The following is a 21,625-nucleotide window of genomic DNA, read 5'->3' as shown; positions in this document are numbered from 1 at the left end:
CTCAAGGGTCACTGAAACGAAGCGCTGTCGACGGCGTGATAGACGTAGCGTCCACCGGTCATCCGCTTGATCTCTTCGAGGTAATTGGAATTCATCACAAACAGGTTGGCGCCCTCGGGCAGCGCGTCCATGGCCTCTTGCGGCGAGGACACCCGCGCGCCGCTCAACGGCAGATAACGCCCCTGCTTGGCCGGGTTGATATCCACCACACGGTCCACCGCCACACCGGCACGTTGCAGGAACAGCGAATAAATCACGCCTTTGGACGAAGCGCCCCAGATCGCCGAACCCTGCTCGGGGGCGGACTGAATGATCTGCACGGCGCGATCGAGGCTGGCGGTGAAGCCGTCAGGCAGGCTCAGGCGCGGCACCGGTTGATCCGGAGTCAGGCGCAAGGTCGACAGGTCGGCGACGATGTACAGGTATTGGCCACCGAACAGGTGACCGGCCTCGTGCACAGTGCCGAACATCCGGCGCAGGTCATCGAGACGGAAATAATTGACGTGTTCGTAGAACAGGTCGAACCAGGCTTTGTGCTCGAGGATCCAGTCAAAGCACGGCACTTCGATGTAGATCTGTCCGCCCTGATTGGCGTTGGCCATTTCCGCGAGGAAACTGACCGGATCCTGAATGTGCTCCAGCACATGGCGCAGGACGATGGCGTCCGCTGCCAGACCCAGGCCCCGTGTGAAAGGTGCCTTGATCACGTCGGCATTCTCGCCTTCGTACGCCGGATCAATGCCGGTGATCGAATAGCCGAGGCCCTTGAGCAATTCCAGGAAATAGCCTTTGCCACAGCCGACTTCGATCAGCTCCTGGCCCTTGAAGTGCTTGGCGATGATGCCTTCGACGTCACTCAAGTGCTTCTGGAACTGGCCGGAATGCGCCTGCTCGTTCTGGTAATCGGCGTCGTAGCTGAGCTTGTCGGCGTCGAACGCCGCGTTGAAGATCAGACCGCTGCGCTCGTCCTGCACCAACAGCATGTCGGCACTGGCCGAGGCCTGCGCCGACGCGGGATCGGCAAAGGTGCGATTCTGCAGCACCGGCAGGTCGGTGACCCGGTACAACTCGTGCCTCATTGCGGCTCTCCCAATAACTGTTGCAAGCGCTCGGTCACCGCCCAGAACGCCAAGGGTTCGTGGGTCGGATATGGGTAGTGGCCGAGGTTCAGATTCAGTGTCGCGCCACGTTCGCGCAGGCGCTGTTCAACCAATGAACGCACCGACACCGGTTGGCCGCTGGCGCAATTGATCACGCCGTCGAAGTCGTGTCGTTGCAGGATCGCGGCGAGGTAACCGGCAGCGTTTTCAATCGGCAGAAAATCACGCAACTGATCGCCGGCCGACATGTTGAACGACGCCTCACCGGTATCGATCGCCCGGTCCAGAGCCGCCAACAGGCTGTTGGGGTTCTGCCCTTCGCCATGCAGATAGAACAAGCGCGCCCACTGCAACGTGAACGGCAGTTCCTGCTGCAGGTTTTGCAAAAACAGGTGCAGCGTATGCTTGGCCAGACCGTAAGGGTTGCTCGGCTGCGGCGCGGAGCTTTCGCTGAGCGGACCGCTTTGCATGCCGTATTCGAAACAGGTGCCGGTGACCAGCACCTGCTGCACGCCCGCCTCGACCGCGCTTTTGATAAAGCGGTAATCGGCCATCAGGTTGTGCTCGAAATGGAACAGCGCCCGATAGTTCGGCAAGCCCGGCCAGGCCAGATGCGCCAGCGCATCGATACCAGCGGTCAACGCAGCGAAATCGAGATCGGCGGCGTGAATATCCGCGCTCACAAACTCGACGTCGTTGATCCACGGCATGCCTTGCGCGGTTTCTGCGTTGCGCGCCACGGCGCGGATCTCGCAGCCACGGGCCAGCAACGCCGCAACCAGATGGCGGCCGACAAAACCGGTAGCGCCGGTAACCAGTACCTTCACAGCACTTTCAACTCGGGCACGGCGATCACAAAGCGGCCGTCCCACTGACGCACTTGCGCCAGTTGCTGACTGACTTCGTGCAGCAGGTTCCACGGCAGCACCAGCACGTAGTCCGGTTTTTCGATGTCGATCTGTGCCGGCGCGACGATCGGAATGCGACTGCCCGGCAGGAATTTACCCTGCTTGTGCGGGTTGGCATCAGCCACCCAGGCGAGCAGATCCGGTTTGACCCCGGCGTAGTTGAGCAAGGTGTTGCCCTTGGCGGCAGCGCCGTAGCCGACCACACGTTTGCCATCGGCCTTGGCCTGCAACAGAAAGCGCAGCAAGTCATGCTTGATGCGTTCAGCGGCAGGCGCGAGGGTTGCGTAGTACTCGACGGTTTTTACCCCGGCCTCGAACTCGGCCTGCAACTGTTGTTGCACCGCTGGTTGAACCACGCGGCGTTCACCGTCCTTGCGCTGGACGAACACCCGCAGCGAACCGCCGTGGGTGGTCAGTTGGCTGACGTCGAAGACTTCCAGACCATTGCGCTCGCACAGGGTCTGCACGGCGGTCAGCGACAGGTAGGAATAGTGTTCGTGATACAGCGTGTCGAACTGCGCGCCAGCCATCAGCGTCAGCAGTTGCGGGAATTCGAAGGTGGCGACGCCGGTCGGCTTGAGCAGCGTCGCGAAGCCACCGAGGAAATCGTTGATGTCCGGCACATGGGCGAGCACGTTGTTGGCCGCCATCAGGTCAGCGCCCCAACCTTCGCTTTTCAGTTGCGCAGCAGTGTCGCAACCGAAGAACAGTTCGCGGATCTCCAGGCCTTTTTCGCGTGCCGCTTGTGCAGTGCTGCGCGTCGGTTCAACGCCCAGGCAGGCAATGCCGCGAGCGGCGACGTATTGCAGCAGGTAACCGTCGTTGGCGGCGACTTCAACCACACGGCTGTCGGCGGTCAGGCCGAAACGCTCGACCATCTCGGCGACATAGCGCTCGGCATGGGCCAGCCAGGTGCTGGAGAACGAACTGAAATAGGCGTACTCGGCGTCGAACAGGCTATCGGCGCGGGTGTAATCCTCGGTCTGCACCAGCCAGCATTGCTGACACACCGCGACCTTCAGCGGCACCCATTGCTCGGCCTGCTCCAGGCGATCAGCGTGGACGTAGGCGTTGGACGGTGGCGAGGTGCCGAGGTCGATCAGCGGCAGGCTCAGCGGTGCGGCGCACCCACGGCAGTTCATAGATGCACTCCAGCAAAGTGTTGATCGAGCGCGGGATGGCTGGAATCACGCGCTGACAAATTATTGACAGGCAACGGCCAGGCAATCGCCAGCCGTGAATCATTCACCGACAGCCCACCCTCGTGCTCCGGCGCGTAATCGGCGCTGTGCAGGTAAAGCAGTTCGGCGTCTTCGGTGAGGGTCTGGAAACCATGGGCGAACCCGGCCGGAATCAACAGACTGCGGCCGTCGCCAGCCTTCAGATGCTCGGCGTGCCAGTGCAGAAAAGTCACGGAGTCAGGGCGCAGATCCACCGCCACGTCCCACACTTCACCGCGCAGGCAAGTGATCAGTTTGGCTTCCGGGGCATTGGCATTCTGATAATGCAGACCACGCACACTGCCCTTCTCACGAGTGCAGGAATGGTTGATCTGACGGATATGGAACTCACTGCCGAACGCACTCAGGCTGCCTTCGCAGAACAGCCGGGCAAAGTGTCCGCGCTGATCTTCGAAACGTTTGTGCTGGACGCTGAACAGTCCGGCCAGCGGCAATGCCTTCAGGGAGAATTCGCTCACAACGCGCCTCGGTACAGGTTCAGTTGGCCGAGAGTGACGTTGCGCATGTCATCGCCGTTCTGCCACGCCAGATGCCAGTCGAGGGTCTGGGCCAGACATTGTTGCAAGGTCCAGCGCGGATGCCAGCCAAGTACTTGGCGTGCGCGGCTGCTGTCCAGACGCAGCAGGCCGGCCTCGTGCAGTTCGCTTTTTTCGATGCGCAAACCGCACGCCTGCGGCCAACGGCTGGCGAGCAATTCGACCACTTCGCCGACACTGCACATGTCCGCTTCACCCGGGCCGAAGTTCCACGCCCCGGCGTATTCCGGGCCTTGTTCGTAGAGCCCGGCGGCCAGTTGCAGGTAACCGGCCAGCGGCTCCAGCGCGTGCTGCCACGGGCGCACGGCTTGCGGATAACGCAGGGTCACCGGTTCGTCGGCGCTCCACGCTTTGAGCACGTCGGGAATCAGGCGCTCCGGGGCAAAATCGCCGCCGCCCAGGACGTTGCCAGCGCGCGCGGTGGCCAGGGCCAGACCGTGCTCGGCGTACTTGTCCGCCGGGAAAAACGACGCGGCATACGACTGTGCGAGCAATTCACAGCAGGCCTTGCTGCTGCTGTAAGGATCGTGGCCACCAAGGGCTTCGTCTTCGCGGTACGGCCACAGCCATTCCTTGTTGGCGTAGACCTTGTCAGTGGTCACCAGCACGCAGGCGCGCACGCAACCGACCTGACGAATCGCTTCGAGCAGGTTCAGCGTGCCCATGACGTTACTGGAGTACGTGCCGAGCGGATCGCGATAGCCTTCGCGCACCAACGGCTGAGCCGCCAGGTGCAGAACGATCTCAGGCTCGGTGTCGGCGATGATTTCCAGCAAGGCACCGAGATCCCGCAGATCACCGCGCTGATCGTTGATGCCCTCATGCACCCGCGCCAGTTCGAACAAGCTCGGCTCAGTCGACGGATCCAGGGAAAAGCCGCTGACTTGCGCGCCGAGGCTTTGCAGCCACAGGGTCAGCCAGCTGCCTTTGAAACCGGTGTGTCCGGTGACGAGGACGCGTTTGCCGCGCCAGAAATCCGCACTCAGGCCCATTGCTTCCATGGGGCCTCCCCGCTCTGCCACAGCGCTTCGAGATGGTTCTTGTCGCGCAGGGTGTCCATCGGATGCCAGAAGCCTTCGTGCTCGAAGGCTTTCAACTGTTCGTCCGCGGCCAGACGCGCCAGCGGTTCGGCTTCCCAAGTGGTGGCGTCATCGGCGATGTACGGCAGCACTTTCGGCGAGAGCACGAAGAAGCCGCCATTGATCCAGCCACCGTCACCGCGAGGCTTTTCGGTGAAGCCCAGCACTTGATCACCCTGACGCTCAAGCGCGCCGTAGCGGCCCGGCGGTTGCACGGCAGTGACGGTCGCGAGACGGCCGTGGGCTTTGTGGAAATCCACGAGTTGAGCAATGTTGATATCGGAAACGCCGTCGCCGTAAGTGAAGCAGAACGCCTCTTCATCCTTGAGGTAACGGCCGGCACGCAGCAGACGACCACCGGTCATGGTTTCCTCACCGGTGTCGATGAGCGTGACGCTCCACGGCTCGCTGTAATTCTGGTGCACGTCCATGCGGTTTTCACGCATGTTGAAGGTGACGTCAGAGGTGTGCAGGAAGTAGTTGGCGAAGAAGTCCTTGATCGCATAGCCCTTGTAGCCGAGGCAGATCACGAAGTCGTGAATTCCGTGGGCGGAATACTGCTTCATGATGTGCCAGAGAATTGGCTTGCCGCCGATCTCGATCATTGGCTTGGGCTTGAGGTGCGACTCTTCACTGATGCGCGTGCCGAGGCCACCCGCCAAAATAACTGCCTTCATCGTCTCCCCTCTTGTTCTTCACCGGGCTGCGCATGGCTTTGTTGAGCGCTGCGGGCCGTCTGGCTAAACCTTTTGCCGCTCCGGGCGCCGCTGGAGTGACCGCGAGCGCTCGTTTTATGGCGATTTACAGGGGACTTGCAGGAAACGCGCCAGCTCCACAAGCCCCCTCACCCTAACCCTCTCCCAAAGGGAGAGGGGACTGACCGAGGTGTTTGGGAGAGCTACGCCGACGTGAAAGACCGAGTCGAGCTCAGATTCTGAAACAGATCAAAAGCCCCTCACCCTAACCCTCTCCCAAAGGGAGAGGGGACTGACCGTGGTGTTTGCGTGAGATACGCCGACGTGAAATACCGAGTCGAGCTCAGGTTTTGAAAGGCCCACAAATCGGCTCCCTCTCCCTCGGGAGAGGGCTGGGCGGGCGGCGTTCCGATGAGGGGAAAACCCACCACAAATCCAAAGCCGACCACGCCCCGCTCCTCACCACTCAACAGGATGAGCGTTAGCTCGGCTGCAGCTCTTGATCTGTAGGGCGACGTCGGAAGGCTGAGTGGAGGGATTGATCCGGGCGTGGGAGCGCAGCGACCGTTTGGCGCAGCCAAACACAGCGAGAGGAGGTGCAGCGAAGCAAACCGTAGGCGCTGCGCCCGGATCGATCCCGCAGCGAAGGAACCCCGAGCCCCAGCGAGCGGGCCGTACGCAGGAGCAAGCGTTTTTGGTTACTTTTTAGGCGTTTGTAAAAAGTGACCCGCCGTAAGGGCGGAACCCTAATCAGCAACCCCCGCAGCAACGGATACACCCCCAAAACCCCAAGAGCCTGGTCGGCCCAAAGGCCGCCAAGCCCGGCTCGATCAATCCGCCAGCCAGCCGTATTCCCAGTAGCGCAAGTTATCGCCGCGCAACACGTAATCGCGCAACACCACCTCACGCAATTCATCGCCCATGCGATAACTGGCATCCGGATCGGCCAAGTGCATACGGATCGCTTGCAGCCATTCATCCGTACTGTTGGTCTTGATCCGCGTGCACGGCAAATAACCGCGATAGGCCTCGGTATCCGTACAGATCACCGGGTAACCGCAGGCGCCGTATTCCAGTAGCCGCAAGTTGCTCTTGCAGTCGTTGAAGATATGGAATTCCAGCGGCGCCAGTGCCAGATCGAGGTTGAGACTGGCCAGTTTTGCCGGGTACACGTCCAGACCGATGACACCGTGGAACTCATGCATGTAGGGACGCAAATCATCCGGGCACATGCCGAAAAACACCCAGTCGACTTCATTGGCCAGTTCACGAACGACCTCGGCGATCACCGCCAGATCACCGTGGTGACTGGTGCCGCCGCCCCAGCCGACCCGCGGTTTCTTCGAGGTCCGACGCTGGCTGCGCAGGTGGCCCCACAAGTCCTTGGCCAACATGTTGGGGACGACACGAATGTCGTGGTGCATGTCCGACAGCACATTAGCCAGTGGTGCGGTGGATACGACCGCGCGATCACACAGCCCGATCGCACGCCGCACCATGCGCTCCATATCCTGCTTGCTCGGCATGTTACGGATGTGCGCATTGCGGTGGGGAACATCAATGACGTAGTCGTCGAGTTCGAAGATCCGTCGAGCGTTGAAGTACTTTTTCAGCGGTGGGATTTCATCGATGGCGTACTCCGAGTAGCGCCCTTGCAGAACGATCACATCAGGCGACTGACGTTCGATGTCGATGATCGACGGCAAGCCGTAGCAAATGCGCCCTTCAGCCCGATTGGCCGCTTCCAGCTCGATCATCGGCTGGCTCATGCGGTAATGGCCGATGGCTGAAGCATTGATCGGCACCACCAGCAGATTGGGCAGCTGCGCCTTGGAGAACGCACTCCACCCCGTGCGCAGTCCCGGCTCCAGACTGAAGTTGGTGGCGCCCACGCCCTGCAACGTCAGGTTGACGTTGTAGGCCGGATCGCGCGCCACCAGCGGCAACCAGCGCTGGTAAAACGTGTCCCGCTCCTCGGTGTGCAGCGCTTCTTCCTCCGGTGTCGCCATCGCATTTGGCCGCGCACCCACAGCCAGGATCGCATTGGGGTTCAACACCACCAGATAACCGTCGCGGCCAACGCGCAGACACAGGTCCACGACATTGAGCGTTTGTTTGAGGTCCTGCTCGTCCAGCCCGCCGGCAGCTTCGAACACCGACTTGCGAATCATCAGGCAATCACCGCCGACGGCACTCAGGTCATGCACCGCCTGCAGGCGATGCATGTACCCTTCCGACTGCATCGGCTGGCCATAGAACGGCAACCCGACCGGCCCGTTCAAGCCAAGAATCAGCCCGGCGTGCAGTACGCCGCCGTCCGGATTGAACAGCTTGGCGCCAACCACCCCGACTTCCGGGCGTTGCGCATGATTGAGCAGTTCGTCGAGCCAGTCGTTCCGGGTGATCACCGCAAAGGCGTTGAGCATCAACACATACTCACCGCGCGCCTGGCTGACGGCATAGTTGTGCACCGCTGCTGCGTTACCCTTTTGCGGGTAGCTCAGCACGCGAATCCGCTCGCTGCCCAGTTGTGCCATACCGTCCAGCCAAGCCAACGCTTCAGCGCTTTCGCTGCCGTTATCGACCAAGAGCAATTCGTACTCGGTGTAGTCGGTCTTTTCCAGCAATGTCTCGACGCAGCGTTGCAAGGCAGCCGTCTGGTCCTGCGTGACAATGACCACCGACACCAATGGGCGCCGGGCATGCTGATAGTCGACACGATTGAGCAGCCCGCCGTTACGGTCGCGAATGTCGTGAGCAATGCCAAGGCGTTGCAGATGCGCTTCGAGGATTCGCGGACTTTGCTGCGCAACGCCAGGATCAGTGAGCCATTGCGACAGGTCGAATTTCGACTCCAGCAACACTTCAGCAATGTGCCCGACGACTTGCAGGCCATCGCTTTCAACCATGCGCCACAGCACATCGTGGGGCGCGAGTTCGGCGAACGTCGAGGTAAAACCACCAAGCGCCAGGAACCGTTCGCGCTGGAACGCCAGCGCACGCCCGACGTAAGGGTAGCTGCGCATGAGGTCGAGGTTGAAATCCGGCTTGAACGCAGGCTCGGCCGACTCACCATCGCGCAGACTGCCTTCGTCGCTGTACAGGCATGTCAATGAGCTTGCGTGCGCAATGCGATCGGCCATCACCAACAATGCTGGCGCCACCGGGCAGTCACCTGGCTGCAACAGATAAAACCAGTCGGCGCCTTCCAGTTGCGGCAGCAGAGCGTTGATCTGCTCCAGGCCGTCACCCTGCAACGGCATGTGGAACACCCGATCGTCCAGCTTCGCTTCGCTGCAAGCCGTGGACAGCAGCAGAACCAGCTCCGGCGGGTAATCCTGAGCGGCGAGTGCCGCAAGGGTGCGCTTCAGGCCATCGCGACTGCCTTGGGCATCAATGATGATCGGCACGATGCGCGGTCGGTACGGCCAGCCAGCGAGGGTTTCCGGCAGCCATTGGCGCTGCGCCTCGGTCAACACCCGAACCGCCAGCCATTGTGCATAGAGTTCGCCAAAACTGAAGCTGTCGACTCCGACCCCCAGCTCCTGACGGCTCTGCTTGGTGCCGAGGGTACGGCTCAGCGGCAGTTCTTCCCAGACCCGAGGTGTCTCATCGGCCTTGGTCAACGGCACATAACGCACCCAGCCCGGCGCCGGTGCCGACTCGCCGCTGCGGACCTTGAGCATTTGCGAGATCCACTCGCGCTCGATCTCCGCCGCGTCTTTCATCGGTTGCTGCGCGCTCAGACGCTCGGGGTAGAGACGCTCGGCACTCAGTACGTTGTTGGAGACCACCAGATTGCCGCGCCGCAACAGACAGACGTACAAGGCAAAATCCAGCGTCGCAACGAAGCAGGCACCCTCCTCGGTCAAGGCTGGCAAAAGCTCCACAACATCGCTACGGCGAAACAGCGCACTACTGAATCCACCCAGTACGTTGACCGGGAATTTTTCAAAGATGCTCAGTACATCGTCGCCTTTGAGCAAGCCACTGGCCGGCGACAATGAGCTGTTTTCCAGACGTGCGGGCAGGATGATGTCGTTGGCATCCCACAACAACCGTTGCGCTACCACCAGACTGACTTCGTCACGCCGCAGCTCGTGGGCTTGCTGTTCGATACAGGCCGAATACAGCAGGTCATCGTCACACAGGAATTTGATGAACTCGCCCCGGGCTTGCTCAAGGCAGGCCTTCAGGTTACCGACCAGTCCCAGCGTTCGTGGGTTGCGCACGTAACGCACGGCAAAGCCGGTCTGTTCCGTCACCCGCGTAACGATGTCTTCAATCTCGTCGCCACGATTGTCATCGCACACGATGATTTCAAGATTGGCGTAATTCTGGCTGACAGCGCTGTTCAGCGTCCGCTCGAAGAAGCGCGGATTGAAGGCGGGAATGACAAGACTGACAAGAGGGAGTGAATTCACGGCGGGCTCACAGGCGGTGCGAGCCCGCTCGGAAAAGCGAGCCCTTGATACCGCTAAAAAACATGACTGAGTGGCAGGGTAAACGGGCGCTTACGCGCCCGTTGAGGATCAGATCTTGTTGAACAGACCCAACTGGCTGATCTTGCTGAACGCAAGCTGCGAAGCTTGCAGCATGGTCTGCTGCAGGGTCAGTCGCGTCATCACTTCAGCCGGATCCGAATCGCGAATGGAACCTTGCGTGGTGGTATTCGCGGTGCTCAGACTGTCATTGGTGGTGGCTTGCATTTCCAGCGCCTGACCACGAGCACCAATCTCGGTCACCGCAGCGCCGATTTGATTGTTGGCCGCGTCGATGTTGCCGAGGCCCGCCTCCATGGCGCCCTGGAATTTCTGCTTGGCCACCGGATCACCATCGATCGGTGTATTCAGAGCAGTAATCATCTGACCGAGGGTGTCGAGCACGTTCTGGGTCTGGTGATCATTTGGGCGGATCGAGAACTGATCACCCGTGGCCGGTGCGCTGCCCAGAGCAAAGGTCACGCCTGCCGCCGTGGCGTTGCTACCGGCCACAGTGCCCGAGGACACCGGTTTGCTGTCCGCAGTCACCGGCGCGGCATACAGATCGAATGCGGTGGCGCTGGTGAACTTGAGAACGGCGCCGCCCTGCGGGAATGCCGCGGTGTACGCTGCCTGGTCAGTGATGCTCGAACCGGTAATCACGGCGGTCGACGGGTTACCCGGGCTGCGCGTGGTAGTGAACGAGTCAGGCGCGGTGGACAACTGGAAGCTGTGGCCGGCAATGACCGCGTCCGGGTTGGTATCACCAGCCTTCAGGTTGATGTTCAGCTTCATGTCGACGCCACGGAAGCTGACCGTCTGGTTGGCACCGCTGCTGTTGCTGACCAAACCGTTCTGGCTCGCCTCAGCCGTCACGTCGTTGCCAAGGGCATCGGTGATTTTCAGCTGGGTGCTGCTGAGGAAGCTGACGGTATACGGCTGGCCAGCGGTGAACTTGGAGTTGTAAGTGGCTACGGTACCGATCGTGCCGTTGGACAGTACGACGCGACCGTCATCCACTGCCGGTGCGGTCATGGCGACATTGGTACGCGCGGTATTGATGGTCTGCTGGAAAGCAGCCCAACCGGTGGTGTTGGTGCCGATCGTCATGCCATCGCCGATGCCCAGATTGATCGTGGTCTGGTCACCGTTGTAGCTGTAGGTGCCGTCGGCATTCTGCGAATACGGCGCGGTGTCGGTCTTCGAACCAGAGAACAGGTAGTTGCCGCTGGCATCCTTGGCGTTCATCAGACCCAGCACTTGTTGCTGGATCTGGCCCATTTCCGAAGCGTAAGCCTGGCGGTCCTTGTCGGTGGCCGTGCCATTGTTGGCGGCCAGGGCGAGTTCCTTGGCGCGGGCCAACGCGGTGGTGATCGAATCCAGCGTGGATTCTTGCACGGTCAATGCACTTTTGGTGCTGTCGACGTTGGTCTTGTACTGATCGAGCATCGCGGCCTGCTGGCCCAGTTGCAGCAAGCGCCCGGCACCGATCGGATCATCGGCGGCGGTATTGATGCGCTGCAGGCTGCTCGCCTCGCTGGCAGTGGCGACGGCCTTGTTGAAGTTACGCTGATAGTCCGACGCTTGCGTGCCGTAATACTGGGCGGTGGAAATGCGCATGAATTACGACTCCTTAAAGGCTGTTGATCAGCGTGGCGAAAGTTTCCTGCGCAGCTTTGATGATCTGCGAAGACGCTGTGTAGTACTGCTGGTATTTGACCAGGTTGCCGGTTTCTTCATCCAGGTTGACCCCGGACAGAGAGTCGCGCGCGCCTTTGGCGTTATCCAGAATCGCCGAGGTCGCGGCGCTGTCGGACTTGCCTTGGGCGGTTTTGGTACCGACGTTGGTCACCAGCTTGTTGTAGGCGTCAGTCAGGCTGATGCCCTTGCTCGCCGAACCGGTATCGACGGTCTGCGCCGTTTGCAGGGCGACCAGCGATTGCGCGTTGCGGTTGTCCGAAGACGCCGCACCGGTGAGATTCATGGTGAAGGTTTCGCCGGACTTCGGCGTGCCGCCAACGGTGGTCTGTACGGAGAATGTCTTCTGCACGTTCGGCGTAACACTGGTGTCCATCACCGGGTTGCCGCTGGCATCGACGATGCCGACTTTCAGGTCCAGCGTGTTCGATTGACCGGGAACGATAGTGCCGCTGCTGATGAGGCCGCCCTTGGCATCCACAAAGGTGTAGGACTGGCTGCCCCCGGAGACCGCACCAAACACCAGCTTGACCGGCGTCGAATTCTTCAGCGCCGCCTGCATGTCAGCCTGGGCAGTCGGGTTGTAGATATCGATTTTGCTGTTGAGCGTCGGCTGGGTGAAAGTGCCCAGACCGTTGGCGCTCGCCACACCGGTCAACGGACCGGCCGCAGCGATTTTCTTCGGATCGGTGAGCACTGTCTGGATGCTCGCCGCCGCATTGCGGGTCGGCGTGACTTTGAAGCTGTCACCAGCGCTCAACGCACCACCTTTGAGCGCGAGGGTGAAACCGTCGATCACTGGAGGTGGATTGGTCGTCGTGCTGAACGCACCCAGATCGGTGCCGTCGGAGCGCTTGACCGTGTAGTCAGTGGCACTGGTGAACGTCACCTGATAATCGCTGGTGGTCAGCTTGCCGGTGTCCTTGATGGTGACATCGAGGTTACCCGAACCGGTGCTGTTGCCCGACTGCGCGATACTGCGCGAACTGATCAGCGCGGCACTGTTGATGTTGTTGAAAATCGCCGCGCCGAAGTCACCGTTCTTGTCGATGCCCTGGGCTTGCTGACTGTTGACCTGATCAGCGATCACCAGCGCCACGCGGCCCAGCTCGTTGAGCGACGGGTCGAGGACTTCTTTGCGGTAAGTCAGCAGGCCGCCGATTTCACCGCCGCTCATCGCCGAGGTGATGTCGATGGTACTCGAACCGCGATCCATCTGGATGGCCATGCGCGACGGGTCGTCTTTGCTCGCGACCATGCTCAGCGTGTTGGTGGTGTTGCCGATCACCAGCGGCTGACCGCTACCGATGTAGACGTCGAAACTGGTGCCACGCTCGACGATTTGTGCACCCGTCAGTTCAGAGAGCTGGCGCACGGCTTCGTTGCGGCTGTCGAGCAGATCGTTCGGCGCACCGCCACTGGTGGAGATCTCGCCGATTTTCTGGTTCAGGTTGGCAATCGAAGTGGCCAGTTTGTTCACCTGGGCCGTCATGTCGCCAAGGCTGCCGTTGATGGTGGTGTTCTGGTCGTTGAGCTGTTTGGCGATGGTATTGAAGCGACTGGTCAGCGCCTGCGCACCGGTCAGCACCGATTGGCGGGAGGTGTCATCGGTCGCCGACGTCGAAACGCCCTGCATCGTGGTGAAGAACTTCTGCAGCACACCGGTCAGGCCGGTGTTGGTGTCCGACAGCATCGAGTCCAGCGGTGTGGCCTGCGCCAGGTAAGCAGCCGATTCGCTGTCGAGCGAAGTAGCGGTGTGCAGTTGGCTTTCCAGGTACGAGTTGTACACCCGGCGCACGTCGGCCAGGGTCGTGCCCGTACCGATGAACACGGTGCCGAACTGCTGCGAGGATTTGGTGCCCTGCACGGTTTGCTGACGTGAATAACCGGCGGTGTCGACGTTGGCAATGTTGTTGCCTGTCGTAGCCAAAGAGGACTGGCTGGCCGACAGTCCCGACATCCCGATATTGAGCAAACTCATGGTTCAGACCTTATACCTTGTGCCTTATAAAGGCGTGGTGGATACACCCGCCGCAGCGTAGTTTTGAAAACTGTTCATCTGCTTGGCAATCTGCGAAATCTTGCTTGCGTAGTTAGGGTCGGTGGCGTAACCGGCCTTCTGCAACTCGCGTACAAACTGTTCTGGGTTATCGGCAGACTTCAGCACATCTTGATAGCGATTATTGCTCTGCAGCAAAGTCACCAGATCGTGGAAGCTGTCCTTGTACGAGGCGTAGGAACGGAACTCGGCCGTCTCCTTGACCATCTCGCCATTGCGAAACTCGCTGGTGATCGCCCGGGCCGAATCACCCTTCCAGTTGCTGCTCGCCTTGATGCCGAACAGGTTGTGGCTGCTACTGCCATCCTGGGCACGCATGACCGACTTGCCCCAACCGGTTTCCAGCGCCGCCTGTGCCACCAGATAACGCGGATCGACGCCGATGCGGTCGGCCGCTTCCTTGGCCATCGGCAGCATGGTGTTGACGAATTCGTCGGCGGAACTGAAAGCTTTCTTCGCCGGCGCCAGTGGAATCTGCGCCATGGCGCGACCGTAGACCTGCATCTGTCCGCCCGAGGCCTTCTCGGTCTCGGCGCGGGCCAGCCAGTCGCCGTTGTACAACGGGCCGGCGCCAGTGGTGGCAGCGGTTGTCGCACGCTGCGGCAATTGATTGGCGGCCGCCGGCGTCGCCGACGGCACCAGACCTGCGAGCAAACGATCGGCCAGTTTCGGCGGCAAGGCCAGCCGACGCTGATTGATCAGCGCCATGTCATTGCGGTGGGAAATATCGGTGTTCGGTGCATTCACCGAACGCGAGGCCCACAGCGGACGCTCGCCATTGAGCCGCGACAGCGGGCCATTGGTGGCAACGGTGCCGGCGGCAATCGGCGTAGCCACGGCAGCAGCTTTCGCCTTGGCTTCTTCCTGCTTGGCCGCGGACGCGGCAGCAGCCTCGCCCGGCGCCATCGGTTTGTTCTTCGACATCTGGCGCATCAGCACGTCAGCCAGACCGATACCACCGCCCTCGCGAGACATGGAAACGGCCAACTGCTGGTCGTACATTTCCTGATACTGCTTGGCCGCTGGCGTGTTGAGCGGATTGTCCTGGCCCAGCGCTTCAGTGGCCGAGCGCATCGACTTGAGCATTTCGCCAAGGAACAGCGATTCGAACTCCTGCGCCACTTTGCGCATGTTCGCATCGCTGTTCTTGTCGCCGACCTTGAGTTGGTTCAGACGATTGAGGTCCGAGTAGGAACCCGAATCGCTGCTGCTGACCATACCGCTCTTGCGCATATCCATGATGGTCGGCCTCAGATCACGATCAGGTCGGCTTGCAACGCGCCGGCCTGCTTCAAGGCTTCGAGGATCGCCATCAAGTCACCCGGTGCCGCGCCGACCTGGTTCACCGCACGGACGATTTCGTCGAGGGTGGTGCCCGGGCCGAACTTGAACATCGGTTTGGCTTCCTGCTCGGCATTCACCCGCGAGCGCGGCACAACAGCGGTCTGGCCATTGGACAGAGGGCCGGGCTGGCTGACGATCGGGTCTTCAGTGATGGTCACGGTCAGGCTGCCGTGGGTCACGGCGGCTGGCGACACTTTCACGTTCTGGCCGATGACGATGGTGCCGGTACGCGAGTTGATAATGACTTTCGCCACCGCCTGACCCGGATCGACTTCGAGGTTTTCCAGGATCGACAGGTAGTCGACGCGCTGGCTCGGATCGAGCGGCGCAGTGACACGGATCGAACCGCCGTCGATGGCTTGCGCAACGCCAGGGCCAAGCATGTCGTTGATCTTGTCGACGATACGTTTGGCCGTGGTGAAGTCGGAACGGTTGAGGTTCAGCGTCAGGCTGTTGCCCTGGTTGAAACCGCTCGGCACCGAACGTTCTACCGACGCACCGCCGGGGATACGACCGGCCGACGGAACGTTGACGGTGATCTTCGAACCGTCACGCCCTTCGGCATCAAAACCGCCGACCACCAGGTTGCCCTGAGCGATGGCGTAAACGTTGCCGTCGATACCCTTGAGCGGGGTCAGCAACAAGGTGCCGCCGCGCAGGCTCTTGGAGTTACCGATCGAGGACACGGTGATGTCGACCTGCTGACCCGGTTTGGCAAACGCCGGCAGATCGGCACTCACCGACACCGCCGCGACGTTTTTCAACTGCACGTTGCCCGATCCCGGCGGCACTTTGATGCCGAACTGCGAGAGCATGTTGTTGAAGGTCTGCAGGGTGAACGGGGTTTGCGTCGTCTGGTCACCGGTGCCGTTAAGCCCGACCACCAGGCCGTAACCGATCAACTGGTTGGAACGCACGCCGGAAATGCTGGCGATATCTTTCAGCCGCTCGGCGTGGGCAGCAAAGGCTGCGGACATCAGCGCCGCAGCGAGCATGAGGCTCTTGAAATTCAAAGTCGCCACCTAGAAAGGGAACAGCGGGCTGAGGAAGAAACGGTCGAACCAGCCTGGCTGACTCGCATCGGCAAACGAGCCGGTGCCCGAGTAGGTGATGCGCGCATCGGCGACACGAGTCGACGACACGGTGTTGTCAGTGGCGATGTCATCGGCACGCACCAGACCGGCAATCCGCACCAGCTCATCACCGGTGTTGAGGGTCATCCACTTCTCACCGCGCACAGCAATGATGCCGTTGGGCAAGACGTCGGCCACAGTCACGGTGACCGAACCGGTCAGGGTGTTGCCCTGCGCGGCCTTGCTGTCGCCCTTGGTGGCGCGGTCGCCGCTGTAGCCAACGTCCAGACTCAGATCGTTACCGCCCAACGGGTTGTTGGTGGTACCGCTGCCGCCGAACAACGAGGTCAGACCGATACCGGTCTTGCTGTTCTTGGCCACTTGCGAGTTGGCGTTCTTGCTCGCCTGGGTCTTCTCGTTCAGGGTGATGGTGATGATGTCACCGACCCGGAAGGCCTTGCGGTCGCTGTACAGGTTCTGCTCGAAGCCGGCCTGATAGATCGAGCCGTTATTGGCGGCAGCCGGCAACGGCGTGCGCGGCAACACCGGGGCGTAGTAAGGGTCATTGGGCTTGGGCGTCGGAGCGACGCAGCCCGCGAGCGAGACGACCCCACTCAATGCCAGAACAGATACAAAGCGATTCATGACCCTACCTCACGGTGTTGCAGGCGACCTCATGGCCGCCTCATAGACTTGATTACAGATTCTGCGTTACGAACGAGAGCATCTGGTCGGCGGTGGAGATCACCTTGGAGTTCATCTCGTAAGCGCGCTGAGTGGTGATCATGTTGACCATCTCTTCAACGGTGCTGACGTTGGACGTTTCCAGGGTGTTCTGCAGCATGGTGCCAAAACCGTTCAGGCCCGGCGTACCGACTTGCGGGGCACCCGATGCAGCGGTTTCGAGGAACAGGTTGTTGCCCACCGCTTGCAGACCGGCCGGGTTGATGAAGTCGGCGGTTTGCAGGTTGCCGATCACTTGCGCTGCCGGGTTGCCGGCGATGGTTACCGACACAGTGCCGTCACGGCCGACGGTGAAGGTCTGGGCATCGTTCGGAATGACGATGGCCGGTTCCAGAGCGAAACCGCTGGCGTTGACGATCTGGCCGTTGGAATCGAGGTGGAAGGTACCGTCACGGGTGTAGGACGTGGTGCCGTCCGGCTGCAGGATCTGGAAGAAACCGCGACCGTCGATGGCCATGTCCAGCGGCTGCTCGGTGGTTTGCAGGCTGCCGGCGGTGAAGTTTTTCTGGGTGCCGACGATACGCACACCGGTACCCACTTGCAGACCCGACGGCAGTTCGCTGTCCTGAGTCGACTGGGCACCAGGCTGACGCTTGATCTGATAGAGCAGGTCCTGGAACTCGGCACGGTCACGTTTGAAACCCGTGGTCGACACGTTCGCCAGGTTGTTGGAAATGGTGGTCAGGTTGGTGTCCTGGGCGGACAGACCGGTTTTGGCAACCCATAGAGCCGGAAGCATTCGATTCTCCTCGTGCGCCTGTTTTTCGGCGCGACGTTCTGATAATTAGCTGATCTGCAAGACCCGAGCCATGGCCTGGTCGTCGTCTTTGGCGGTGTTCATCATCTTGACGTGCAACTCGAACTGCTTGGCCAGGGCCAGCACCGAGGTCATCTCTTCAACGGCGTTGACGTTGCTCGACTCGAGGAAACCCGACACCAGTTTGACGTTGGCATCAGCCGGCGCAGGCTGGCCGTCCTTGGTGTAGATCGAGCCGTCGAGGCCCTTGTTCATGTTCTTGATGTCCGGGTTGACCAGCTTGATCCGGTCGACCTCCGCCATGACACGCGGGCCTTCGCCCATCGCACGAATACTGATGGTGCCGTCTTCACCGACTTCGATCTGCTGCTCGGGCGGCACGGCGATCGGACCGCCATTGCCCATCACCGGCATACCGTTGCCGGCGCGCAATACGCCGAGGGCGTCGACGTTGAGGCTGCCGGTGCGCACGTAGCTTTCGCCGCCGTTCGGGTTCTGCACCGCGATCCAGCCATTGCCGGTGACGGCGACGTCGAGGTCACGACCGGTCTGCACCAGCGAGCCCGGGGTGAAGTCGGTGGCGGGCCGTTCGCTCATGGCAAACGCACGCGCCGGAAAGCTGTCACCGAACACCGGCATCGAACGCGCCTGCTCCAGGTCGCGCTGAAAGCCGTTGGTGGAGATGTTCGCCAGGTTGTTGGCATGAGCCTTCTGCGCCAGTGCGTTCTGGCTGGCGCCGGTCATTGCCACATAAAGGTACTTGTCCACACTCTTTCCTCTGCATGCCGGACGTTTGCCGCCCACCGCTGTACTGCTGAGCCATAAGCAATTTGCAGACCAACTTTTTTCTGGCGGGCAAAGGCCCGGTAAACAAAGGACTTGGGGGATAGCGAGGGGAAATTTGAAATGTATCGAAGTCGAAAAACCGGCGGTGTTATGCCGCTTGGCGGCAAAGGATCAAAAGATGATCGTTCCCACGCTCCGCGTGGGAATGCCTCAATGGACGCTCTGCGTCCGCTTTGGGACGCGGAGCGTCCCGGGCTGCATTCCCAAGCAGAGCGTGGGAACGATCATGCTTGAGCTATGAATCGGTTTTACCGACTTCATACTCGCGCAGTTTATTGGCAATGGTGGTGTGCGAAACCCCCAGCCGCTTACCCAATTGCCGACTGCTCGGATGCTCGGAATACAACCGCTCCAGCACCGCTTTTTCGAATCGCCCGACAATCTCGTCCAACCCGCCTTCCAGCGAGAAATCGCCAAGCGGCTGACGCACGCCGTAATCCGGCAGACGAATATGTTCGGCCTTCACCGTGCCGCCATCGCACAGCGAAACTGCCTGAAACAAAACGTTCTCCAGTTGCCGCACGTTGCCCGGCCAGTGGTAATGACTGAGGCGATCCATCGCCGCCGGCGCCAGTTTCGGCAGTGTGCAACCGATCTGCCGACTGGCCTGATCGAGGAAGTGCTCGACCAGCGGCGTCAACCCGTCGAGGCATTCGCGCAACGGCGGGATGTGCAGGGAGAGCACGTTCAAGCGGTGGTACAAATCCTGGCGAAACTCTCCGCGCGCGCACAACTCCGACAAGTCGACCTGCGTCGCACAGATGACCCGCACATCCAGGTAAACCTCTTCATCACTGCCGACCCGGCGGAAGCAACCGTCCTGCAAAAAGCGCAGCAACTTCACTTGAAGACGCGGGCTCATCTCACCGACACCGTCAAGAAACAGCGTGCCGCCCGCCGTCAATTCCAGCAGCCCGAGCTTGCCTTCGGCGCGTGCACCTTCGAACGCGCCCGGGCCGTAACCGAACAACTCAGTCTCGGCCATCGACTCCGGCAGGCCTGCGCAGTTGAGCGCCATCAACGGCGACTGCCCACGCGGACTGGCGAGGTGACAGGCGCGCGCAAGCAATTCCTTGCCGGTACCGGTTTCGCCCTCAATTAATAGCGGAGCGTCGAGCGGCGCCATACGCCGTGCTTCGCGCACCACGGCGGCCATCACTTTCGAGCTCTGGAAGATGCTGTCGAAACCACGCAGTTCCTGCTTGCGCACGTTATAGATACGCTCGCCAACGCGGTCAGCGCGATGCAAGGTCAGCACCGCACCGGCCATCGCTTCACTGTCGTCGTGCTCCGATTGCAGCGGCGCGATGTCGGCCAGAAAGATGTCGCCCTTGACCTTGACCCGCATGCCGTTGATTCGCGATTTGTTGGCGCGCACCAGCTCTGGCAAATCGAAATCCTCGGCGTAACGCGACAGCGGAATCCCCGGCACTTCATCGACGCGCACGCCGAGCAACTGCGCCGCCGCGCGGTTGGCCGCCACGATCGAGCCGCCCATGTCGATCGACAGCACCGGAAACTCCAGCGCGCCGAGCAGCGCATTCAACTCCATGTGCCGACGTTCGCTGGGCATCAGCCCAACCCGCTTGACGCCAAACACCCCGGCGATCGCCTCGAATTTCGGGCGCAACGCCTGGAACTGGATGTTGATCAGGTTCGGGCAATGCAGATAGATCGCGTTGCCATGCTCACCGCCGACCTCACCGCGCGCGACGTTGATCCCGTAGGCAACCAGCAGGTTGAGAATGTCGCGCAGGATGCCGATGCGGTTCTGGCAGTGGACTTTGATGCGCATATATAAGGCCCGACAAGATTGGGAGTTGAATACCGACCCTGTGGGAGCGAGCTTGCTCGCGAAGGCGTCAGCACATCCAGCATTGATGTGTCGGACCCAGCGCTTTCGCGAGCAAGCTCACTCCCACAGGTATTGCGGTGCGCCCGGAGCCCATTTTTCTGCCGAGGCCCGCAGATAGTTGTCAAGATTATGTGACAGCCACCGGCCTTTTCAAACCCGTGAATCACCGCAAATGCGAGATATCCGTCAAAGCGTAACGATAATTTTACGATTTACAGAGAAACTTCCTACGTGGAGGCACTTCAACCTGCTGCACATCAACCCGCTCTCAGGTAATTCTGAATCCATCGCTGGACATAACAAGAACGAATTCCCCTAGCAGGAGAGCAGTATGAAGCAGACGCAATACGTGGCCCGCGAGCCCGATGCGCAAGGTTTTATCGACTACCCCGCCGAAGAACATGCGGTGTGGAATACGCTGATCACTCGCCAACTGAAAGTGATTGAAGGGCGTGCCTGCCAGGAGTATCTGGACGGTATCGAAAAACTCGGTCTGCCCCACGACCGCATTCCGCAACTCGGCGAAATCAACAAAGTGCTTGGCGAGACCACCGGTTGGCAGGTCGCCCGCGTGCCGGCACTGATCCCCTTCCAGACCTTTTTTGAACTGCTGGCCAGCAAGCAATTTCCGGTGGCTACGTTCATTCGTACCCGCGAAGAGCTGGACTACCTGCAAGAGCCGGACATTTTCCACGAGATCTTTGGTCACTGCCCGCTGCTGACCAACCCGTGGTTCGCCGAATTCACCCACACCTACGGCAAACTTGGTTTGCAGGCGACCAAGGAAGAACGTGTTTATCTGGCGCGCCTGTACTGGATGACCATCGAGTTCGGCCTGGTCGACACCCCGCAAGGCAAACGCATTTACGGTGGCGGCATCCTGTCTTCACCAAAAGAAACCGTTTATTCGCTGTCGGACGAACCTGAGCATCAGGCGTTCGATCCGCTCGAAGCCATGCGCACGCCGTATCGCATCGACATCCTGCAACCGCTGTACTTTGTCCTGCCGAACCTCAAGCGTCTGTTCGACGTGGCCCATGAAGACATCATGGCCATGGTTCGCCAAGGCATGCAGCTGGGTCTGCACGCACCGAAGTTTCCGCCGAAACCGAAAGCCGCGTGAACCGCGACTTTTGCTGACAATTGAGCCTGTCCGTCGCCGCCACTTTGGTTTAGCGTGACGGCATTCACGGCTCAAACGTTTTAATA

The 21,625-nt window shown here is 60.7% G+C and carries 16 protein-coding genes; 1 reads left to right on the top strand and 15 read right to left on the bottom strand.

The window, feature by feature from the left end:
* Positions 1-8 precede the first annotated feature (8 nt).
* The 15 genes from AB4O01_RS28255 to AB4O01_RS28185 form a co-directional block, all read right to left on the bottom strand.
* On the bottom strand, positions 9-1,079 hold the full coding sequence (locus AB4O01_RS28255) for a class I SAM-dependent methyltransferase (RefSeq protein ID WP_093439628.1): 1,071 nt from the start codon (positions 1,077-1,079) through the stop codon (positions 9-11).
* Positions 1,076-1,927: an NAD-dependent epimerase/dehydratase family protein gene (locus AB4O01_RS28250; protein WP_460090178.1), complete on the bottom strand. Its 852-nt coding sequence runs from the start codon at positions 1,925-1,927 to the stop codon at positions 1,076-1,078. The genes AB4O01_RS28255 and AB4O01_RS28250 overlap by 4 nt, the downstream gene beginning before the upstream one ends.
* The gene (locus AB4O01_RS28245; RefSeq protein ID WP_460090177.1) at positions 1,924-3,150 is read right to left on the bottom strand and encodes a methyltransferase domain-containing protein; all 1,227 of its coding nucleotides are present in this window, start codon (positions 3,148-3,150) and stop codon (positions 1,924-1,926) included. The genes AB4O01_RS28250 and AB4O01_RS28245 overlap by 4 nt, the downstream gene beginning before the upstream one ends.
* Entirely contained in the window at positions 3,147-3,707 is a 561-nt protein-coding gene (locus AB4O01_RS28240; RefSeq protein ID WP_460090176.1) for a dTDP-4-dehydrorhamnose 3,5-epimerase family protein, read from the bottom strand. The genes AB4O01_RS28245 and AB4O01_RS28240 overlap by 4 nt, the downstream gene beginning before the upstream one ends.
* A complete protein-coding gene (gene rfbG, locus AB4O01_RS28235; protein WP_095050161.1) occupies positions 3,704-4,786 on the bottom strand; it encodes a CDP-glucose 4,6-dehydratase in 1,083 nt (360 codons plus the stop codon). The genes AB4O01_RS28240 and rfbG overlap by 4 nt, the downstream gene beginning before the upstream one ends.
* Positions 4,768-5,541, bottom strand: a complete 774-nt coding sequence (rfbF, locus tag AB4O01_RS28230; RefSeq protein WP_186624419.1) for a glucose-1-phosphate cytidylyltransferase — start codon at positions 5,539-5,541, stop codon at positions 4,768-4,770. Before rfbF ends, rfbG begins: the two co-directional genes overlap by 19 nt.
* A gap of 848 nt (positions 5,542-6,389) precedes the next feature.
* Complete coding sequence (locus AB4O01_RS28225) at positions 6,390-9,983, bottom strand: glycosyltransferase (protein ID WP_460090175.1); 3,594 nt, start codon at positions 9,981-9,983, stop codon at positions 6,390-6,392.
* 108 nt (positions 9,984-10,091) lie between these two features.
* On the bottom strand, positions 10,092-11,660 hold the full coding sequence (locus tag AB4O01_RS28220) for a flagellar hook-associated protein 3 (protein WP_093439595.1): 1,569 nt from the start codon (positions 11,658-11,660) through the stop codon (positions 10,092-10,094).
* A 13-nt stretch (positions 11,661-11,673) separates the two neighbouring features.
* Positions 11,674-13,719 (bottom strand): flagellar hook-associated protein FlgK, encoded by a 2,046-nt coding sequence (gene flgK, locus AB4O01_RS28215; RefSeq protein WP_460090174.1) that lies wholly within the window; start codon positions 13,717-13,719, stop codon positions 11,674-11,676.
* A 24-nt stretch (positions 13,720-13,743) separates the two neighbouring features.
* Positions 13,744-15,036, bottom strand: coding sequence for a flagellar assembly peptidoglycan hydrolase FlgJ (gene flgJ / locus AB4O01_RS28210; RefSeq protein WP_460090173.1), 1,293 nt, complete (start codon positions 15,034-15,036; stop codon positions 13,744-13,746).
* 11 nt (positions 15,037-15,047) lie between these two features.
* On the bottom strand, positions 15,048-16,136 hold the full coding sequence (locus AB4O01_RS28205; protein WP_049802112.1) for a flagellar basal body P-ring protein FlgI: 1,089 nt from the start codon (positions 16,134-16,136) through the stop codon (positions 15,048-15,050).
* A 27-nt stretch (positions 16,137-16,163) separates the two neighbouring features.
* Positions 16,164-16,859, bottom strand: coding sequence for a flagellar basal body L-ring protein FlgH (flgH, locus tag AB4O01_RS28200; protein WP_034153262.1), 696 nt, complete (start codon positions 16,857-16,859; stop codon positions 16,164-16,166).
* A gap of 52 nt (positions 16,860-16,911) precedes the next feature.
* Positions 16,912-17,697 (bottom strand): flagellar basal-body rod protein FlgG, encoded by a 786-nt coding sequence (flgG, locus tag AB4O01_RS28195; RefSeq protein ID WP_016984271.1) that lies wholly within the window; start codon positions 17,695-17,697, stop codon positions 16,912-16,914.
* 45 nt (positions 17,698-17,742) lie between these two features.
* Entirely contained in the window at positions 17,743-18,483 is a 741-nt protein-coding gene (locus tag AB4O01_RS28190; protein WP_093439577.1) for a flagellar basal body rod protein FlgF, read from the bottom strand.
* A 313-nt stretch (positions 18,484-18,796) separates the two neighbouring features.
* Complete coding sequence (locus tag AB4O01_RS28185) at positions 18,797-20,356, bottom strand: sigma-54-dependent transcriptional regulator (RefSeq protein WP_099758329.1); 1,560 nt, start codon at positions 20,354-20,356, stop codon at positions 18,797-18,799.
* 391 nt (positions 20,357-20,747) lie between these two features.
* Here AB4O01_RS28185 and phhA point away from each other — a divergent pair, with 391 nt between their 5' ends.
* Positions 20,748-21,539, top strand: a complete 792-nt coding sequence (phhA, locus tag AB4O01_RS28180; protein ID WP_007965510.1) for a phenylalanine 4-monooxygenase — start codon at positions 20,748-20,750, stop codon at positions 21,537-21,539.
* Positions 21,540-21,625: the final 86 nt, after the last annotated feature.

This window comes from Pseudomonas sp. S2_E02 (assembly GCF_054668355.1).
This window is presented reverse-complemented; position numbering and strand designations above follow the sequence as displayed.